Here is an 18,059-nt window from a genome sequence, read left to right as displayed (position 1 = left end):
GTCAATAGGGTTACGCATTGCAGATAACACCGCAGAGTCACCCGTCCACCTGAACGACTTTAGCGGCTTATGTCCGAAACGTACCCACTCTGCGCAGGCGCGACCCAAGGTTGGTAACCGCATTGACAGGTGCCATATCACTGCATCACCCTGATCGCGTCACCAGATATACAGGTGACCCCAAGAGCTGCTCCACGGACGAGGAACCCACCTTGCAAGATCAGAACGAGTACCTGTACTTCTTGCGTCGCGCTTTCGACGGGATGCTCGGAGTGCTGGAGGACCTGGGCGACGACCTGGGCAACGCACGCCCCCCGCTGGCCGGTGCCAACTCCGTCTACGCGATCACGTATCACTGCGCGGCGGTCGCCGACTACTGGACCGGGCACATCATCGCGGGGCGTGAGGTCGACCGTGACCGCGCCTCGGAGTTCAGCGCCAGGGGCCAGGGACGGCAGCTGCGGCAGCAGGTCGATGCGCTGTTCGAGCAGCTGGAGGCCGACCTCGCCTCGGTGGCGCCCGCGGCGCGACCCCTGAACACCCCGCCCGCCGACTTCGAGGGACCTGACCGCCCGCTGAGCGTGCAGGGCGTCCAGTTGCACGTGCTGGAGGAACTCGCCCAGCACCACGGCCAAGTACAGATCACCCGCGATCTGCTCAAGCAGGGAGGCTCCGTATGAGCACCACAACGCCGCCGCTGCCGGTGCCGGGCTTCGACGATCTGGAGCGGGACTGGCTACGGGCCCGTGGCAGTGTGAAGTGGCACCGTCCGGGACCGGGCGTACTGCCCGCCTGGGTGGCGGACATGGACTTCCCCGTCCCTGCGGCCGTCACCGCCGCGCTGCGGGACGCCGTCGACCGCCGCGATCTGGGCTATCCGGACTGGCCGGACGGCAGCCCGCTGCGCACCGCCTTCGCACGGCGGATGGCCGACCGCTACGGATGGGCGGCACCGGCGGAAGGGGTGCGCGAGCAGACCGACCTGATCCAGTGCCTCCAGCTGGTCCTGCACCTGGCGACCAGCCCGGGAGACGCGGTCGCCGTACAGACCCCGAACTACCCTCCGTTCCTGGCGACGTTGTCGACCATGGGGCGCCGGACCGTGCCCGTCCCGATGCAGGACACCGACACGGGATGGCACATGGACCTCGCCGCGCTGGACGCGGCGGTGGCACGGAAGCACTGCAAGGTGCTGGTGCTGGTGAACCCGCACAACCCGACGGGCCGCGTCCTGACCCACGGAGAACTGGAGGAGATCGCCGCCATCGCCCGCCGGCACGACCTGCTGGTCATCAGCGACGAGATCCATGCCGAACTGACCTACGCTCCCCACCGGCACATTCCCTTCGCGAGCCTCTCCCCCGACGCGGCGCGCCGGACCGTCACGCTGACGTCCGCCACCAAGGCGTTCAACCTCGCCGCCATCCGCTGCGCCCTCACCCACTACGGCCCGGACCGGCTGCTCGCCCTCCGCGACGCTCAGCCACCGGATCTGTACGGCACCGTGTCGCCCCTCGGAGTCGTCGCCACCCAGGCCGCATGGCGCGAGTGCGACGCCTGGCAACGCGAACTGCTGACCGTCCTGGACCGCAACCGCCGACGGGTCCACCAGGTGCTGCACGCACAACTGCCGCAGGTACGCCATCACCTGCCCGAGGCCACCTACCTGGCCTGGATCGACACCCGGCCACTGGGGCTCGGCGAACCACCGGTGGAGAGGGTGCTGAAGGCCGGCAACGTCCTGCTGGACGGCGGCAGCCCCTTCGGTCCGGACGCGGACGGGTTCCTGCGCCTGAACTTCGCCACCTCGCACGCCGTCCTGGAAGACGTCCTGGCCGGCGTCACCCGGGCACTCGCCCCGAAGAGGAACGCCTCATGAGCCGTACGGGAACCAGAACGCCGATCGTCCCGCCTCCCGTTCCACGGCGGCCGGGCCCTTCTCGCCCGGTATCCGTCTCGGGCCACTCCTGCAGGTGGCCGGCCAGGTCGGTATCGCACCGGCTCCGCCGGAAGGTTCCGCACCTGCCCCCGAGGCATCGGTGCGCGCCCAGACGCGGCAGGCCCTCGACAACGTAGGAGAAATCCTCGTAGAGGGCGGGACCGGATGGGAGGACGTCCTCATGATTCGCGTCTATCTCACCGCGACCAGCGACTTCGACGAGTTCAACGGCGCCTACCGTGACTACCTCGGCGAGCAGGGGTGCACGATCATGCCGGCTCGCACCACGGTCTATGTGGGGCTGCCACCGGGGTTGCTGGTGGAGATCGACGCGCTCGCCGTCCGCGGCGACCGCTGACCGAGCCGGTGACACCGCCCGTGGCCTGACCCTGCGCGAACGGATTGACATCGAAAAGTGTGAGTGGTTGAGTACTCACATGAAGAGCGAACGTCCCCGTCAGTTGTCGACCGCCGAGGAGCGCCGCGAGACGGTGCTGCGTACCGCGATCGGCGCCTTCGCCGCCCGGGGCTACTGGGGCACCACCACGACCGAGGTGGCGAAGGCGGCGGGCATCTCGCAGGCGTACGTCTACCGCTTGTTCCCGAACAAGGAACTGCTGTTCACGGCGGTGGTCGAGCACTGCTTCGTGCGGGTGAGGGCCAGTCTGGAGGAGGGCGCGGCCGGTGCGGAGGGCAGTTCGGCGGAGGTGGTCCTGTCGGCGATGGGGGCGGCGTACGCCAAGCTGATCAGCGACAACGACCTGATGCTCATCCAGCTTCATGCCCAGGCGGCGGCGGTGTCCGAGCCGGCCGTGCGCGAGGCGGTCCGCCAGGGCTACGCCCGGCTGGTGGAGTACGTGCGCGGCGCCTCGGGCGGGTCGGAGGCACAGGTCCAGGAGTTTTTCTCGCGGGGCATGCTGTGCCATCTCATTGTCTCCATGGGCGCGTTCGAGGTGGACGCTCCGTGGACGCGGACACTGTCGGCGGGCATCAGGCACTACTGACCGACGCCCGTCGCGACCGCGCGACCGGGCTCACGGGCGGGGCGAACAGCCCCGCCACCCTTAGGCATCAGATGTGAGTGGTTAACCACACAGGGAGAGTACTGTGAAACCCACCGACGCCACCGCCACCCGCCGCGGCCCCGGAGCCGCCCTCGCGGCCCTGGCCGGTGCGCAGTTCACCGTCATGCTGGCCACCTCGATCGTGAACGTGGCCCTGCCCCGGATCCGCGACGGTGTCGGCCTGTCCGACAGCGGCACCACCTGGGTGGTCAACGCCTACGGCCTCGCCTTCGGGGCGCTGCTGCTGGCGGGCGGCCGGGCCGCGGACCTGCTGGGCCGCCGCAGGGTGCTGCTGGCCGGACTCGCGGTCTTCGGGATCTCCTCACTCGCGGCGGGCCTGGCCACCTCGTCCGCCGCGCTGATCGCGGCCCGGGCGGTCCAGGGACTGGGCGCCGCGGCGATCGCACCCGCCGCGTTGGCCCTGGTGATGGGCCTCTTCCCGCCCGGTCCTGGCCGGGGCCGGGCCCTGGGGGTGTGGGGAGCGGTGTCCGGGGCGGGAGGCGCGGCCGGCGTCCTCCTCGGCGGCGTCCTGACCCAGGCATGGGGCTGGGAGTGGATCTTCTACATGGTCGCCATCGGCACGTTCGCGGTCCTCGCCGCCGCTGCCGCGAGCGTGCCGAAGGCGAAGGTCACCGAGCGAGGACGGTTCGACGTACTCGGTACCACCACCGTGACCCTGGCACTCACCGCCCTGGTGTGGGGCCTGACCTCGGCCCGCCGCTCGGGCTGGACGGACACCACGGTCCTCGGGGCCTTCGCCGTGACCGCCGTACTGCTGACCGCGTTCGTCCTGGTCGAGCGCCGCCACCCGAACCCGCTGCTGCCGCCTCGCCTGTTCCGCACCGGACGGGTCACCGCGGGCAACCTGCTGATGGCGTTGCTGGGATCGGTGTGGATCGCCCTGTTCTACTTCCTGCCCCTCTACCAACAGCAGGTTCTCGGGTTGAGCCCGTTGGTCACCGGGCTCGGCCAACTCCCGCTGGCCTTCGCCATCATGCTCGGCTCGACGCTGGCACCGCGGATCTCACGCCGGACCGGCTCCACGGCGACCGTCACCGGCGCGCTCCTCGCGGAGGCCGCCGGACTGCTGTGGCTGTCCCGGATCAGCGCCCACGGCAGCTACCTCGTCGACGTCCTGGGCCCCAGCATCCTGATCGGCCTGGGCCTCAGCGTCGCCTTCGTCCAGCTGACCGCCCTGTCCGTCGAGGGGGTTCCCGGGCAGGACGCGGGGCTGGCCGGCGGGCTGGTCAACACCACCCGGCAGGTCGGCGGCGCGATCGGACTGGCGGTGCTGGCCACCCTCGCCGGTACCACCACCGCCCACGCGGCCGGTCACCAGACGCAACTGGAAGCGCTCACCGCCGGCTACCGCACCGCCTTCGGCATCTCCGCCGCCGTCCTGGTGGCCGCCGCCGCCCTCGCCCTGCTCCTCACCCGCCACCGCACAGCTCGGCCGACCGATGCCGAGCCCCGGGCCACCGCCGCACAGCCCTCTGCCTGAGCCGGCCACCCTCCACCCGAGCGGACCGCATCCGACATCACACCGACCGAAAGGAAGAACCGCCATGTTCACCATCGACGAGACCGCCCCCGTCATCGTCCGCCTGTCCACCGTGATCGACGCCCCGCTGGAGCGGGTCTGGGCCCTGCACACCGACATCGACACCTGGACCGACTGGAACGCGGACGTGGACGAGGCGAAACTCGACGGCCCGCTGCTGCCCGGCAACTCCTTCCGCTGGAAGACCCACGGCCTGGACATCACCTCCACCGTCCGCGAGATCGTCCCCGGCGAACGCCTGGTCTGGGGCGGCCCCGCCAACGGCATCGAGGGCGTCCACGTGTGGACCTTCCAGCAGACCGGCGACCAGGTCACCGTCCACACCGAGGAGTCCTGGAGCGGCGCCCCGGTCGAGGCCGCCGTCGACGAACTCGGTCAGGCCCTGAACGCCTCCCTGACCGCCTGGCTCACCGCCCTCAAGTCCCGCGCAGAGCAGACCGTCTGACCCTCACCGCCACCAACCCATCCTTCACAGAAACGAGGTTCCCGCCATGACCACCACCGACAAGCCGTTCCTGACCGGCCACTACACCCCCGCCGTCGACGAGATCACCGCCACCGAACTCACCGTCGAGGGCAACCTGCCCCCCGAGCTGACCGGCCGGCTGATCCGCAACAGCCACAACCCCAAGCCCGGCGTCACCCCCACCCACTGGTTCAAGGGCAGCGGCATGGTCCACGGCATCCGCCTGCGCGAGGGCCGCGCCGAGTGGTACCGCAACCGCTGGGTCCACACCCCCGCCCTGGACGGCGCCCCCTACATCACCGACAAGGGCATCGACCTCACCGCCAGCACCGCCGGCACCCACGTCATCGAACACGCCGGCAGGCTGCTCGCCCTGTGCGAGGCGAACTTCCCCTTCGAACTCACCCCCGAACTCGACACCGTCGGCGCCTACGACTTCGACGGCAAGCTGCGCAGCGCGATGACCGCCCACCCCAAGACCGACCCGGTCACCGGGGAGCTGCACTTCTTCGGCTCCTCGCCGTTCCCGCCGTACCTGATGTACTACGTCGCCGACGCCAAGGGCCACATCACGCACAGCACCGAGATCCCCGGCGCCACCGCCTCCCTCAAGCACGACTTCGCCCTCACCCGCCACCACGTGGTCTTCGTCGAGGGCACGGTCACCTTCGACCCGAACGAGCACTCCGGCATCCCCTACGGCTGGAACGACGCGCAGCCCGCCCGGATCGGCGTGATGCCCCGCGGCCCGCAGGGCGCCGAGAAGATCCGCTGGTTCTCCATCGAGCCGGGCAACATGCTGCACGCCGGCAACGCCTACGAGGACGCCCAGGGCCGCATCGTCCTGGAGGGCCCGACCGTCGACCGCGAGGGCTTCCAGCTCTCCTGGAACTGGTGGGTCGGCGCCCCCGGCCGCGGCAGCGAGCCCAACACCCGTTCCTACAACCGCCGTTGGGTCATCGACCTGACCGCCGGCAGCGTCGACGAGCAGATCATCGACGACCTCGCCATCGAATTCCCCACCCTCAACGAGGAGTTCCTCGGCGCCGAGAACCGCTACCAGTACGCGGTCTCCTTCCCCGACCAGAACGGCTACGGCGGCTACGGCATCGTCAAGTACGACCGCACCACCGGCGCCCGCCACATCCACCAGGCCGGCGACGCCCGCCTGCCCAGCGAGGCCGTCTTCGTCCCCGCCGCCGGCGCCACCCGCGAAGACGACGGCTACCTCCTCACCGTCATCTCCGACCTCAAGCAGGACGCCTCCCAGCTCCTCGTCCTGGACGCCTCGGGCCTCGACCGCATCGCCACCGTCCACCTCCCGCGCCGCGTCACCGGCGGCATCCACGGCTCCTGGATCCCCGACAGCGACGACGCCGACACTTCCACGAACTGAACCCACCCGCCGGCCCGGGGGACTCCACTCCCCCGGGCCCGGCCGGGCCGCCAGTGCCCAACCCGGATTCCGGAACCGGCGGCAGACCCGAAACGCAGACCACCCCAGGAAGGGAATCCCCGATGCAGGTCGACGCCGTGCTCCTTACCGTCCACGTCCTCGCGGTCCTGACGATGCTGGCCGGCCTGGCAACCGACTGGATCGGCGTTCTACGCCTGCGCCGCGCCACCACCCTCGACCAGGCCCGCAGAGGCATCGTCATCCTCGAAATGTCGGCCGCTTTCGGCGTCTGGGGCCGCCTCACCGTCCTGGCCACCGGGCTGTGGCTGGCCATCGACGCCTGGGAGTGGCAGGGCTGGATCATCGCCGGCCTCGTCGGCTGGACCGCGCTCGTCGCCCTGGGCGAACCACTGACCGGCAAGGACCTCCGCAAGATGGCCAAGGCCGCCCGGAAAGCCGACGACGACGTCACGCCCAAGCTGGCCGCCAAGATCTACCACCACCGCCTCTGGTCCTCCGTGCTCACCCGCACCGGCGTCGGTGCCGCCGTCCTCGGCGTCATGCTCGCCAAACCCGGCCTGATCCCCGCACTGGCCCTTCTCCTCGGCGGTTACGCCGTCGGCGCCCTCACCGCACGGCTGACCGCCGCACACCAAACGCTGCCCACTGCACCGGGCGGGCCCCTCGGCCCGTGACGATCACCGACCACCCCGCCCGGAGACCCCGATCCGGGGAGGGGACCGCGCAGCCCGAATCCCCCGCGGGCAGCGCGCCGTGCCCCGCCCGCGCCCGCGCCCCGCGCGGGCCGGGCGCCCCCCAACAAGCACCTGAGCAGCAGCCAGAGAGCAGGCCGCCATGACCACCGCCCGGACCATCCGCCAGCGCGCCCGCGACGATTTCGTCCGGGAGATACGCGACATCGCGCGCCGCCGGCTCGCCCAGCACGGACTCCAGGCCCTCTCTCTGCGCGCGGTGGCCCGGGAGCTCGGCGTCACGTCCTCGGCGCTCTACCGCTACTTCCCCGGCCGCGAAGCCCTCGTGAACGCCCTGGCCAACGACGCCCACCACAACGCGGCGGACTTCGTCGAGCACCGGGTCGCCGACTGCGTCCCCGCCACCCCGGCCGTCAGATGGCGCACCGCCTGCCACGCGCTCCGGGCATGGGCGCACGAGCACCCCCACGAGTTCGCGCTGTTGTACGCACCCGCGCCAGGAGCGGACGGACCCGACTCATCCGTCCCCGCCGCGTCGCGTATCCCGCTCCTCCTGGCCGACATCCTCACGGACCACCGGGACGCGGACACGGTGCCCCGCATGCTCACCGGATGGACCCAGCTCATCGGCGCCATCGCCCTCGAAACCAGCGGACATCTCCGCGACAACGACGACGGCGCTTTCTTCAGCCGCTCCGTCGACCTCATGACGGCCCTCCTGCTGCCCCCGCCTGATGTGCGGTGAGCGGCACGAAGCTGCCCACCGAGAGCGGTGGACGGTAGCTCGGGCTCGGGCTCGGACTCGGAACGGGGTCACGTCACTTGGCAATGCCGCAGCAGACGGCACACCGGCAGGGGAGGGACAGGGGGCAGGCCTCACGTTCCGACTTCGGCCACGGCCTGCTGCTTCTTCCGCTTCCGGTAACTGGCGGCCTTGTACCTGTTCCCGCACTCCGCCATCCCGCACCACCGTCTCGCCCCGGAGCGGGACAGATCGACGAAGAGTCGCGTGCATTCGGCGTTGGCGCACTCCCTCATCCGCAGAAACTGGTCCGAGCTCAGAAGGTCGACCGCGTCACGGGCGATCGCCCCGAGGATCTCGTCAGTACTGCCGGTCCGCGTCAGCCGACCCGTCTCGTCGAGTTGATGCTTCGGCAACGGAAGCCGGGCCGCTTCGTTCACTTCGGCGAGTGCGTCCCTGGCGTCGGCGTCCGGAGGGTTCCCCGGAGTCCAGGCCCTGACGAGTGTGTAGACGGCCTCACGCAGCCGGCGGACGCGTTCCAATCCTCGGGCGTCCATCGGGCCTGGATCGTCCACGAGGTCTGCCTGGCGAACCCAGAGCCGCAGGTCCTCCGGAGAGTTCAGCAGTTCCGTGCGGAGGCTGCGCCGCCACAACTGGGTGCCCGCAAGGTCGAGGCACAGACGACCACTCACAAAGACGAACTCAGCCACGTACCCATATTGACAGGTGACGCCCCGCATGTCGACACCGGGCCGCAGACGAGGTCATCGCCCGGAGGGCACCCGCACCGCCCCTGCCCCGGCTCGACAAATCCTTCCGCCGTAGCCCTCTTGGCAGGTGACGAAAGGGTGAAACGGGACAGGACGTCGGCGGCCACGTGACCGTGCGTTCCGTTCCCCGTCCGCGGCTCAGGTCAGCGGCAGCCGCATGATCGTGAGGTCGAGCCAGCGACCGAACTTGGTGCCCGCCTCCGGCACCGTGCCGACATGGTGGAACCCGAACCGTTCATGCAGCCGGATGGATCCGGTGTTCCCGGATTCGATGTCGGCGATCACGGCGTGGTGGCCCGCCTCACGCGCCGAGGCGATGAGGGCGGCCAGCAACGCGGAGCCGATGCCGAGCCCGTGCCGACCTTCGCGGACGTACACCGAGTCCTCCACAGTGTGGCGGAACCCGTCCAGATCGCGCCACGGCGCATAGACCGCGAAACCAACTATCTCGCCCTCCGCTTCGGCCACGTACGCCGTGCCACGCTCCAGGTGAGCGCGCAGCCAGGCGGCCCCCTCGGCAGCGGACTGCGGGGTCTGCGTCCACAGGGCCGTCGAATGTGCGATCGCGTGGTTGCGGATGGCACGGACGGCCTCCGTGTCACCGGGGCGGGCCGGGCGTACCGTCACAGTCCGACTTCTCTCGTATATTGGATTCATGTCCAACATAGTAGATCCTCTGGTGAGGCAGATCGCGGACCGTGTCCGCACCGAGCGGGAACGCCGCCGATGGACGCTGGCCCAGCTCGCAGACGCCTCCGGTGTCTCCCAAGCCATGATCAGCAGGATCGAGCGCGGCGAGAGCAGCCCCACCGCGGTCGTCCTCGGCAAGCTGTCCGCCGCCTTCCAGCTCAGCGTCTCCTCCCTGCTCGCCCTCGCCGAGGGAACAGCCGAAGGAACACAGGACGACTCGGGCGATAGCGCGGGGGTGCGCCGCCAGGCCGACGCGGCCGAGTGGCGCGACCCCGACACCGGCTACCGGCGCCGCCAGATCACCGGCCCCCAGTTCCCCGCGGAGATCGCCGAGATCCACCTGCCCGCCGGAGCCCGCGTGCCCTATCCCGCCGCGGCCTTCGCCTTCGTACGACAGCTCGTCTGGGTCCTCGACGGCCACCTGACCTTCCACGACGGCGACACGGTCCACGAACTCGACGCGGGCGACACTGTCGAACTCGGCGATCCCACCCCACGCGTCTTCGTCAACACCACCGACGACGACTGCCGTTACGCCGTCATCCTCACCCGCACCACACAGCCGTGACCCGCCCCCTGCCCCGCGGCGGCACGTTCCTCCTGGCCGCCATAGCCGGAACGGCGATAGCGAACAACTACGCCATCCAGCCCGCGCTCACCTCCGTCGCCGCAGACCTGGACGTCCCTCTCCCGCTGATCGACCTCGTGCCGACCGCCGCGCTCACCGGCTGCATGACCGGCTTCGCCCTCCTGCTCCCCCTCACCGACCACCTCGCCCCCAACCGCCTGGTCACCGCGCAGCTCACCGCCCTGGCCGCCGGTCTCGTCCTCGCCGCAGCGGCGCCCGACGCGGGCGTGCTCCTGGTCGCCTACCTGGTCATCGGCGCCGCCGCCAGCGTCGCGGCCCAGGCGAGCAGCATTTCCGGCCGTCACGCCCCACCCGGGCGCGGCGGAAGGGGCGTCGCCACCGTGGCCGCCGGCATGTCGGCGGGCATCCTGCTCAGCCGCCTGGCGGGCGGCGCACTCACCGACCTCCTCGGCTGGCGGCGGATGCTCCTCGTCTTCGCCGCCCTCGCCCTGCTCGGCGCGCTCTGTGCCGCCGCGCTCCTGCCCCGGCAGCGTCCGCACTCCGGCCGCAGCTACCGCGCCACCCTCGCCGCACTGCTCCCGCTCCTGCGCCTCCACCCGCAACTGCGTCGCGCGGTGGCCACCGGCGGGCTGTGGTACTTCGCCTTCAACCTCACCTGGGTCGCCCTCGTCCTCGCCCTGGCCCAGCCGCCCCACTCCCTCGCCCCGGCCGCCATCGGCCTGTACAGCCTTGCCGGACTCCTCGGCTTCGCCGTGCTCCCGCTCACCGGACGTCTCATCGACCGGTACGGCTCCCCCACCGTGATCACCGCCGCCATGCTGACCGCCGCCGCCGGAACCGCCCTGCTGGCCACCGGCCTGAACAGCCCGCCGGTCGCGGCAGCCGGCCTCGCCCTCTTCGACGCCGGCTGCTTCGCCGCCCAGGCCGCGAACCAGAGCCGTGTCATCGCCCTCGACCCCCACCGCTCCGGCAGCCTCAGCAGCGTCTACCTCGTGTTCTACTTCGCGATCGGCGCCGTCGGCACGGGCCTCGCCGCACCCCTGCTCAACATCCTCGGCTGGCAGGGCACCGCCCTTACTGCCCTCACCATGCTGCTGCTCGCCGCCACCCTCGGACGCACCGGCATCCGGCAGACTCGCTGAGCAGAAAAACGTCCGCACCGAGTCCGCCGACGGCTCAGGAACAGAAGTCGGTGATGGTGCCGGTGAGAATGTCGGTGAGGCGGTCCAGCGAGGCCAGGTCGACGTACTCGGTGGCCGCGTGGGCACCCTCGCCGTCGACGCCGAAGAGCAGGCAGGGGATGCCCGCGCGGTCCAGGAGGGCGCAGTCCGTCCAGAAGGGCTCGGCGCGTATCACCGGCGGGTGGCCGAGGGTCTGCTCGGCGTGGTGGGTGAGAGTGCGGACGATCAGGGCGTCGGGGTCGGCTTCGAAGGGTTCGCGGTGCAGGCCGCGGGCCAGGCGGTAGCGGATGTCGGGGACCGTGACGGCGAGGAGGTCGAGGAAGTCGGTCAGTTCCCGCTCGACACTCTCAGCACTCTCACCGGGGACGGTGCGGCGCTCCAGGGTGATGCGGCAGCGTGCGGGGTAGGTGGACGGTTCCTCGCCGCCGTGGATGACGGAGGCGTGTACGGTCCCGGTGCCCAGGAGGGGATGCGCGGGACCCTGCGCGAGGTGCCGGCCCAGTTCCTCCAGGGCGACCAGGAAGTGCCCGGCTTTGGCGATGGCATCGATGCCGAGATCGGGCCGCGAACCATGGGCGGCACGGCCCTCGATCTCCACGTCGAACCACGCGAAGCCCTTGTGGGCCAGGGTGACTTCGAGATGGCTCGGCTCGGTGACGATCGCCGCGTCGGCGGTGAAGGACTCCAACACCTCCTCGGTGCCGAAGCTGCCGTGCTCCTCGTCGGCGACACAGGCGAGCAGCACGTCGCCGCGCAGGGAGCCGTGGGCGGTGGCGCGGGCGGCGGCCACCATCATGGCCGCGATGCCGGCCTTCATGTCGAAGGTGCCGCGGCCGTACATCCTGCCGTCGCGGATCTGCGGGTCGAGCGGGTCGCCGTCGTAGCCGGCGAGGCCGACCGTGTCGAGGTGGCCGTTGAGCATCAGGGACCGGCCGCCGCCGGTGCCACGGGCGACAGCGACGAGCGAGGGCCTGCCGGAGCGCTTCTCCAGGGTGTGGACTTCGAAGCCGTGGGCGGCCAGCCATTCGCCGCAGAAGCCGACGATGACGGTCTCACCCGCGCCACCGGGAACTAGGTCCGGGTTGACGGAGTCGATGGATACCAGCTTGGCCAGCAGCCGGCCGACATCCCGGTCCAAGGGCTCGGGGAGCATGTGATCCTTCCGCTTCTTCGGATTCAGTGGTCGGCGGTGGCGTGCGGGTTCGCGGCCGTGCCCTCGGTGCTCAGCAGCACGACCACCGACGACGCGTCGAGTCCCAGTGCCGTGCGGCGTTCTTCGGCGCCCGCACCGGCGAGCACCGCGCGGACACCGGCCAGCGCCGCGGCCCCACAAGGACCCGAGGAGACACCGAGGGCGGCGAGATCGCCGGCTGCGCCCGCGCTGTCGAGGTCGGCGATGGCGACCGCGGCGTCCAGCCCGCCGCGCAGGAAGGGCCAGGCGATGCTGGACGGGGCCGCAGTTCAGCCCGGCCATGGTGGTGTCGCCGGTGGTGACGCTGACGGGTTCGCCGACGTTGAGGCTTTCGAGGACGCAGGCCGCGGCCGCCGGCTCGACCGACAGCAGCGCCGGAGTCCGCCCGGACGGGCGGCTGCGGTAGTGGGTGACGACGGCCTGGGCCAGTGAGCCCACGCCCACGGGTATGGCGACGAGGTCGGGGCCCGAGGCGTCCCCTTCCTTCGCCAGTTGCTCGTCGATCTCGGCGCAGAGGGTGGAGTAGCCCTCGACGATCCACCCCGGGATCCGCTCGTAGCCCGCCCAGGCGGTGTCCTGGACGAGGACCGCGTCCGGCCCCGCAGCCGCCTCGGCCGCCAGGCGCACAGCGTCGTCGTACGCCCCCGCGACCTCGGTGACCGTCGCCCCCTCGGCGGTGATGGCCGCCACGGCCTGCGGATGCACACCCCGCGGCACGAAGACGTGGGCGCGCTGTCCGAGCAGGCGTGCCATACGGGCCACGGCCCGGCCGTGGTTGCCGTCGGTGGCGGTCACCAGGGTGACCGGGCCCGGTTCTTCCCCGCTCGCGGCCCGCTCGGCAAGGATGCGGTGGACCGCCCAGGAGGCGCCCAGCGCCTTGAACGCGGGCAGCCCGAGACGGGACGACTCGTCCTTGACGAAGACCCTGCCCACCCCCAACTCCGCCGCTAGCTGCGGGAGTTCGGTCAGCGGGGTGGGTGAGTAGCCGGGCAGCGCGGCGTGAAAGCCCCGCACCTCGGCGGGTGCGGGTGCACACCGCCAAGTACGGGCGCCGGGCCGCACAGAGCACGGCAGCGTACGGAGGGGGGAGGAAGCGTTCTCAGTCACAACGATCAGGGTCCGACGTCCACCTACGATCGGTCCAGCGAATGTTTCCGACCTATAGTCATCGGTGAAACCGAACGATCGAGTCCACGGCAAGGAGCGCGGTTAGCCGATGTTCGACCTGCACCGACTGCGCCTGCTGCGCGAGCTCAAGCACCGCGGCACGCTCGCGGCCGTCGCCGCCGCCCTGTCCTACGCCCCCTCCTCTGTCTCCCAGCAGCTCTCCCAGCTGGAGGCCGAGGCCGGTGTCCCGCTCCTGGAACCGGTCGGGCGGCGGGTACGGCTGACCGCGCAGGCCGAGATCCTCGTCGCCCACACCGAAGCGGTCCTCGAACGTCTGGAGCGCGCGGAGGCGGACATCGCCACCTCCCTGACCGACCTGACCGGCACCCTGCGCATCGCCTCGTTCCAGACGGCCGCCCTGACCCTGGTCCCGCCCGCACTCGGCCTGTTGCGCGACCGGCACCCCCAACTGCGCGTCCACGTCACCCACATGGAACCGGTGAAGTCCCTGCCCGCCCTGCAGGCCCGCGACTTCGACCTGGTCCTCGCCGAGGAGTACCCCGGCAACCCCAACCCACGACCCACCGAACTCGAACAGGAGGGCCTGCTCGACGACCCCCTGCACCTCGCCCTGCCCGCAATGGCCGACGGCCCGACGGCGGCACTGCGCCGACTCGCCGACCACCCCTGGGTGATGGAACCCGAGGGCACCCCCGCCCGCCACTGGACCACGGCCTTGTGCCGCAACGCCGGCTTCGAACCCGACGTACGGTTCGAGACCACCGACCTCCTGCTCCATCTCCGCCTGGTCGAACAGGGACACGCGGCCGCCTTCCTGCCCGACCTCGTCTGGAACGGACGGCCCCCGACCGTCGCCCTGCGGGAACTCCCCCGCGGTCAGCGCACCCGCCGCATCTTCACCGTCGTACGCCACGGCCGCAGCCGGCACCCCGCGATCCTGGCCTGCAGGGACGCCCTCCTGCGCGCGGCTGCCTTGCCGTCCGCCGAGGCTTGGGGGCCATCGCCTCAGGCTCCGTGAGCGCGTGCGGCACAGTCGAGCAGGTTGCGTCACCTCGTAGCCCGTCAAGCTCTGTCGATGAGCTGCGCGAGACGGGCTTCCTCAAGGTCCAGCATGCCCTGGGCCCGATTGATGGCCGTCGCACCATACGTCCCCCGAGAGCGTGCGGCCAGCAGGGCGTCACGTTGGGCGACGATCACGGCACTCCCCAGCCGGCCGTAGGTCTCAAGGCGAGCGGTGGCGTCGGCGTCTTCGTGTGAGCGGGCGACCGAAGCTGTCCGCGCTTGTCCGGGCGCGGATCCGAGGGTCCTCGCGGACAGCTGCGGAGAGGACACTTTCCGCGGCGTCACCGAGTTCGACGATTAGACCTGTGCAGTCGTCGCGGAGACGGACCGGGTCGCCACCCGGCACCCGGACGGCGCGGATGACCGCGGGCAGGGTCAACCCCTGCAGCAGCAGTGTCGTGAGGGCGACGACGTACGCGATGAGAACGAGCTGCGGCCGGTAGGGCGTGTGTTCAGGCAGGGTCTGGGCCGCGGCCAGAGTGATGGCACCGCGCATTCCGGACCAGGCCAGCACGACGCCGCTGCGCCAGTCGACCGTGTGCCCCCTGAGCAGGTGATCGATACCTGCTTGCACGCGGGCCACACGGAGCCTGACACCCTGCTTGCGACGGTCCGGGATCCGCTCGTCCGGGTCCGGATCCACCTGGTCGAATGTGGTCCGAAGTCGTTCCACCCTGGGTTTTGCCCGGGTTGCGCGGCGGCGTTCCTGTCGCAGAAAGCCGATCAGCGGTGCGACGAACACCATCCGTACGGCGATCAACAGTGCCGAGGCGACCAGGCCGACGAACGGGGCGCGCCAAGCGCCGAGGTGCTCCGAACAGACCTCGTCGATGAGCGACTTGACGCTCAGACCCATGACGACGAAGAGGCCCGACTCCAGGAGGAACGCCAGCGTGCGCCAGTTGGTCGCGTCGGCGACCCGGTCCCGCTGCCGGTGCCGGTCCCGCTGCCGGTGCCAGAGAAATCTGGTCGACAGCCCTCGCGAGTATCCCGCCGAATCCCCCTCACCCGTAACAGAATGTCCGCCGAAGCACGTCATGCCGTCCTCTGCTGCGCCGCCTGCTGAGTGGCGGGTCCGGTCTCCTTGGCCGGCTCGCTGCTGCGCAAGGGGACTTCCTTGATGGCGAGCGCGGCGAGCAGGGCGACCACACATATGGCGGCCATGGTGAGGAAGATGTGCTGGGTTCCGACCGCGGCGCCGTCGACGTAGGCATCCTTACCGTCGGCGGGCAGGTGGTTCTGAACGGCCCGGGAGAACAAGGAGCCGAACACGGAGACGCCCACTGAACCTCCGAGGGTGCGGAAGAGGTTGGTGGCGGCGGACGCCACGCCCATGTCCCGCATCTCCACACTGTTCTGGGCGATCGTCGTGCCCATCTGCATGGTGAAGCCCATGCCCAGGCCCACCAGCACCATGTAGCAACTGGTGACCAGACGGGAGGTGTCGGTGTCCATCGAGGTCATCAACGACGCACCCGTGATCAGGAACACCGCGCCCAGCACCGGGAAGATCTTGTACCGGCCGGTGGCGGACATGACCTTGCCGGCGATCTGCGAGGACACGACAATCGGCAGCACCAGCGGCAGCAGCAACAGCCCGGAGTTGGCGGCGGAGGCTCCCTGGACGGTCTGCTGGAACAGGGGCAGGTACAGCGAACAGCCGAACATGACGACGCCGACGCTCAGCAGGATCAGGATGGTCAGTGGGAAGTTGCGGTGTCCGGTGAAGATGCGCAGCGGCATCAGCGGCTCGGATGCGTGCCGCTCCCAGGCGATGAAGGCCGCGCAGATCACCGCGCCAGCGAGCACCAGGGCCAGGATCTGCCAGGAGCCCCAGGGGTAGGTACTGCCGGCCCAGGTGGCGGCCAGCACGATGGCGCTGATCGCAAGAGTCAGCAGGGCGATGCCCAGCCAGTCGATCGTCGCCTTCGTACGAACCGCGGGCAGCTTGAGCATCACCCAGCACCACACCAACGCCACCACCCCCAAGGGCAGGTTGACGTAGAACGCCCAGCGCCAGCCGAGGTGGTCGGTGATGAAACCGCCGACCAACGGCCCGGCGATGGTGCCGATGGCCATGACCGAGGCGGTCATGCCCTGGTACCGGCCGCGCTCGCGGGGCGGCACGAGCGCTCCGATCAGCGCGAACGCCCCCGCGGCGAGGCCGCCGGCACCGATGCCCTGCAGCGCACGGAACCCGATCAGCTCCCACATCGACTGGGCGGCCCCGGACAGACCGGATCCGACGATGAAGACCACGATCGAGGACAGGAAGACGTGCTTACGACCGTAGAGGTCGCCGAACTTCCCCCAGACCGGAGTGGAGACCGCGGTCGCCAGGGTGTAGGCGGTGACGACCCACGAGATGTGGTCGAGCCCACCGAGGTCACCGACGATCGTGGGCATCGCGGTGCCGACGACCGTGTTGTCGAGCATCGCCAGCAGCATCGCGAGCATCACACCCAGGAGCACCCAGCGAACGTTTCTCGGCGCTTCGGCCGGTGCTGCTCCCTGGGCCGGGACGGAGGCGGGAGAGGGCGCGGACATGAAGATCACCCCTTTCGGAGGCGAGGGGAAGCGGGCGCGCCGGACGGCGCGGACCCATACTGACACAAAGGTTTAGTGATTTCACTTTTACAGTGACAAAACCATGGCCCCTCGGTCCACGCACCCGCCGATCAGGTCGGCGCCCCTCGCCACACAACCTCCCCAGGCTCGGCAGCCGCAGGCGTCACCTACCGCACCCATCCGGCCCGCGACTCATCGACGCGTCAGCAGGGTGAAGTCACAAAACTTTATGATTCATGCACTCCATCTCCCGGAGCCACGACCGGGACAGCTGGAGCCATGTCCGGGACAGCAGGGGGCAGCGAGGATCGCCGCTACGACGACGTCGACATGCGGGAAGGACGGAGCCGGACCATGGCCGTTCGCCCGGTGCTACGCGCCCGCGGCCTTGTCGACGCGGGAGGGCTCCAGAAACTCACCCCAGCCGCGGGCGAGCAGATCGAACACCGCGTCCAATGAACTCAGTGGGTCCGCACTGTCACGTGCCAGCAGCCGGCTCTCCAGGGCGAAGCGGGCCAGTGCACGCACCTTCATGTCGTCCGCCGCACATCCCAGCTCCTCGGCGATCACCGCCGACAGAACCTCCTCCTGGCCGAGCCACATCCGCCGCGCGTACTCCCGCAGCGCCGGGGTGGAGTCGACCAGCGTCAGGAAACGCGCCAACCCGGGCGTCGAGTTGGGCAATCCCAGCAGCATGCTCCGCAAGTGCAGATGGAGCGCGTCCAGCACGGACTGCCCAGGGAGCCGATGGCGCACCGCAGCGGCCAGCGCCGCTTCGTTTGCGCCTTGCCGGTCGAAGACCAGTGCTTCCTTGCTGGGGAAGTGCTTGAACAGCGTCGTCACCGAGACGTCCGCGGCCTCGGCGATCTCCTTGACACCCACGCCGTCAAAGCCGCGCTCAAGGAAAAGGTCCAGCGCCGCATCGGCGAGCGCCTGCCGTGTGGCCGCCTTCTTGCGCTCTCGTCGGCCGGCCGTCTGCTCGATCACCGCTTCATCCT

Annotated in this window: 16 protein-coding genes and 3 pseudogenes; 12 read left to right on the top strand and 7 right to left on the bottom strand. The window is 70.4% G+C overall.

All coding sequences use genetic code 11. The annotated features are described in order from the left end of the window. The first annotated feature begins 212 nt into the window (after positions 1–212). The 9 genes and pseudogenes from ACI2L1_RS38090 (at position 213) to ACI2L1_RS38050 (ending at position 7,884) form a co-directional block, all read left to right on the top strand. Complete coding sequence (locus tag ACI2L1_RS38090; protein ID WP_404744019.1) at positions 213–680, top strand: DinB family protein; 468 nt, start codon at positions 213–215, stop codon at positions 678–680. Next, positions 677–1,879 (top strand): MalY/PatB family protein, encoded by a 1,203-nt coding sequence (locus ACI2L1_RS38085; protein ID WP_404744018.1) that lies wholly within the window; start codon positions 677–679, stop codon positions 1,877–1,879. The genes ACI2L1_RS38090 and ACI2L1_RS38085 overlap by 4 nt, the downstream gene beginning before the upstream one ends. Positions 1,880–1,907: 28 nt before the next feature. Further along, positions 1,908–2,297 (top strand): annotated as a pseudogene (locus ACI2L1_RS38080) (RidA family protein); the annotation flags it as partial. Between the two features lie 79 nt (positions 2,298–2,376). After that, the gene (locus ACI2L1_RS38075) at positions 2,377–2,943 is read left to right on the top strand and encodes a TetR/AcrR family transcriptional regulator (protein ID WP_404744017.1); all 567 of its coding nucleotides are present in this window, start codon (positions 2,377–2,379) and stop codon (positions 2,941–2,943) included. 103 nt (positions 2,944–3,046) lie between these two features. Next, a complete protein-coding gene (locus tag ACI2L1_RS38070) occupies positions 3,047–4,504 on the top strand; it encodes a DHA2 family efflux MFS transporter permease subunit (protein ID WP_404744016.1) in 1,458 nt (485 codons plus the stop codon). A gap of 64 nt (positions 4,505–4,568) precedes the next feature. Beyond that, complete coding sequence (locus ACI2L1_RS38065) at positions 4,569–5,009, top strand: SRPBCC family protein (protein ID WP_404744015.1); 441 nt, start codon at positions 4,569–4,571, stop codon at positions 5,007–5,009. A gap of 46 nt (positions 5,010–5,055) precedes the next feature. Beyond that, positions 5,056–6,426, top strand: a complete 1,371-nt coding sequence (locus ACI2L1_RS38060) for a carotenoid oxygenase family protein (RefSeq protein WP_404744014.1) — start codon at positions 5,056–5,058, stop codon at positions 6,424–6,426. A gap of 122 nt (positions 6,427–6,548) precedes the next feature. Continuing rightward, positions 6,549–7,121, top strand: coding sequence for a hypothetical protein (locus tag ACI2L1_RS38055; protein WP_404744013.1), 573 nt, complete (start codon positions 6,549–6,551; stop codon positions 7,119–7,121). A 160-nt stretch (positions 7,122–7,281) separates the two neighbouring features. Beyond that, the gene (locus tag ACI2L1_RS38050) at positions 7,282–7,884 is read left to right on the top strand and encodes a TetR/AcrR family transcriptional regulator (RefSeq protein WP_404744012.1); all 603 of its coding nucleotides are present in this window, start codon (positions 7,282–7,284) and stop codon (positions 7,882–7,884) included. Between the two features lie 131 nt (positions 7,885–8,015). Here ACI2L1_RS38050 and ACI2L1_RS38045 read toward each other — a convergent pair whose 3' ends face one another. Together ACI2L1_RS38045 and ACI2L1_RS38040 are read right to left on the bottom strand one after the other, a co-directional pair. Continuing rightward, positions 8,016–8,591, bottom strand: coding sequence for a CGNR zinc finger domain-containing protein (locus ACI2L1_RS38045; RefSeq protein ID WP_404744011.1), 576 nt, complete (start codon positions 8,589–8,591; stop codon positions 8,016–8,018). Between the two features lie 198 nt (positions 8,592–8,789). Next, positions 8,790–9,308 carry a GNAT family N-acetyltransferase gene (locus ACI2L1_RS38040; protein ID WP_404744010.1) on the bottom strand — a complete coding sequence of 173 codons (519 nt, stop codon included), beginning with the start codon at positions 9,306–9,308 and terminating at the stop codon, positions 8,790–8,792. On the opposite strand from ACI2L1_RS38040, the gene ACI2L1_RS38035 reads away from it, so the two are divergent. Both ACI2L1_RS38035 and ACI2L1_RS38030 read left to right on the top strand, forming a co-directional pair. After that, positions 9,307–9,909 (top strand): helix-turn-helix domain-containing protein, encoded by a 603-nt coding sequence (locus tag ACI2L1_RS38035; RefSeq protein ID WP_404744009.1) that lies wholly within the window; start codon positions 9,307–9,309, stop codon positions 9,907–9,909. The two genes, ACI2L1_RS38040 and ACI2L1_RS38035, sit on opposite strands and share 2 nt — an antisense overlap. Then, positions 9,906–11,072 carry an MFS transporter gene (locus ACI2L1_RS38030; protein ID WP_404744008.1) on the top strand — a complete coding sequence of 389 codons (1,167 nt, stop codon included), beginning with the start codon at positions 9,906–9,908 and terminating at the stop codon, positions 11,070–11,072. Before ACI2L1_RS38035 ends, ACI2L1_RS38030 begins: the two co-directional genes overlap by 4 nt. A gap of 34 nt (positions 11,073–11,106) precedes the next feature. Here ACI2L1_RS38030 and ACI2L1_RS38025 read toward each other — a convergent pair. Both ACI2L1_RS38025 and ACI2L1_RS38020 read right to left on the bottom strand, forming a co-directional pair. Beyond that, a pseudogene (locus ACI2L1_RS38025) lies at positions 11,107–12,216 on the bottom strand (ArgE/DapE family deacylase); the annotation flags it as partial. 71 nt (positions 12,217–12,287) lie between these two features. After that, positions 12,288–13,410, bottom strand: a pseudogene (locus ACI2L1_RS38020) (diaminopropionate ammonia-lyase). Between the two features lie 109 nt (positions 13,411–13,519). Between ACI2L1_RS38020 and ACI2L1_RS38015 the strand changes: the two are divergent. Beyond that, entirely contained in the window at positions 13,520–14,449 is a 930-nt protein-coding gene (locus ACI2L1_RS38015; protein WP_404744007.1) for a LysR substrate-binding domain-containing protein, read from the top strand. 204 nt (positions 14,450–14,653) lie between these two features. Here ACI2L1_RS38015 and ACI2L1_RS38010 read toward each other — a convergent pair whose 3' ends face one another. From ACI2L1_RS38010 to ACI2L1_RS38000, 3 genes are all read right to left on the bottom strand, one after another. Beyond that, positions 14,654–15,532, bottom strand: coding sequence for a cation:proton antiporter (locus ACI2L1_RS38010; protein WP_404744006.1), 879 nt, complete (start codon positions 15,530–15,532; stop codon positions 14,654–14,656). Further along, complete coding sequence (locus tag ACI2L1_RS38005; RefSeq protein WP_404744005.1) at positions 15,529–17,040, bottom strand: MFS transporter; 1,512 nt, start codon at positions 17,038–17,040, stop codon at positions 15,529–15,531. The genes ACI2L1_RS38010 and ACI2L1_RS38005 overlap by 4 nt, the downstream gene beginning before the upstream one ends. A 393-nt stretch (positions 17,041–17,433) precedes the next feature. Further along, the gene (locus tag ACI2L1_RS38000; RefSeq protein WP_404744004.1) at positions 17,434–18,048 is read right to left on the bottom strand and encodes a TetR/AcrR family transcriptional regulator; all 615 of its coding nucleotides are present in this window, start codon (positions 18,046–18,048) and stop codon (positions 17,434–17,436) included. Positions 18,049–18,059: the final 11 nt, after the last annotated feature.

The organism is Streptomyces sp. NPDC019531 (assembly GCF_044903305.1).
In the GTDB taxonomy this organism is placed as follows: Bacteria; Actinomycetota; Actinomycetes; order Streptomycetales; family Streptomycetaceae; genus Streptomyces.
The sequence above is the reverse complement of the archived record's forward strand: the minus strand, read 5'-3'. Positions and strand labels throughout refer to the sequence as shown.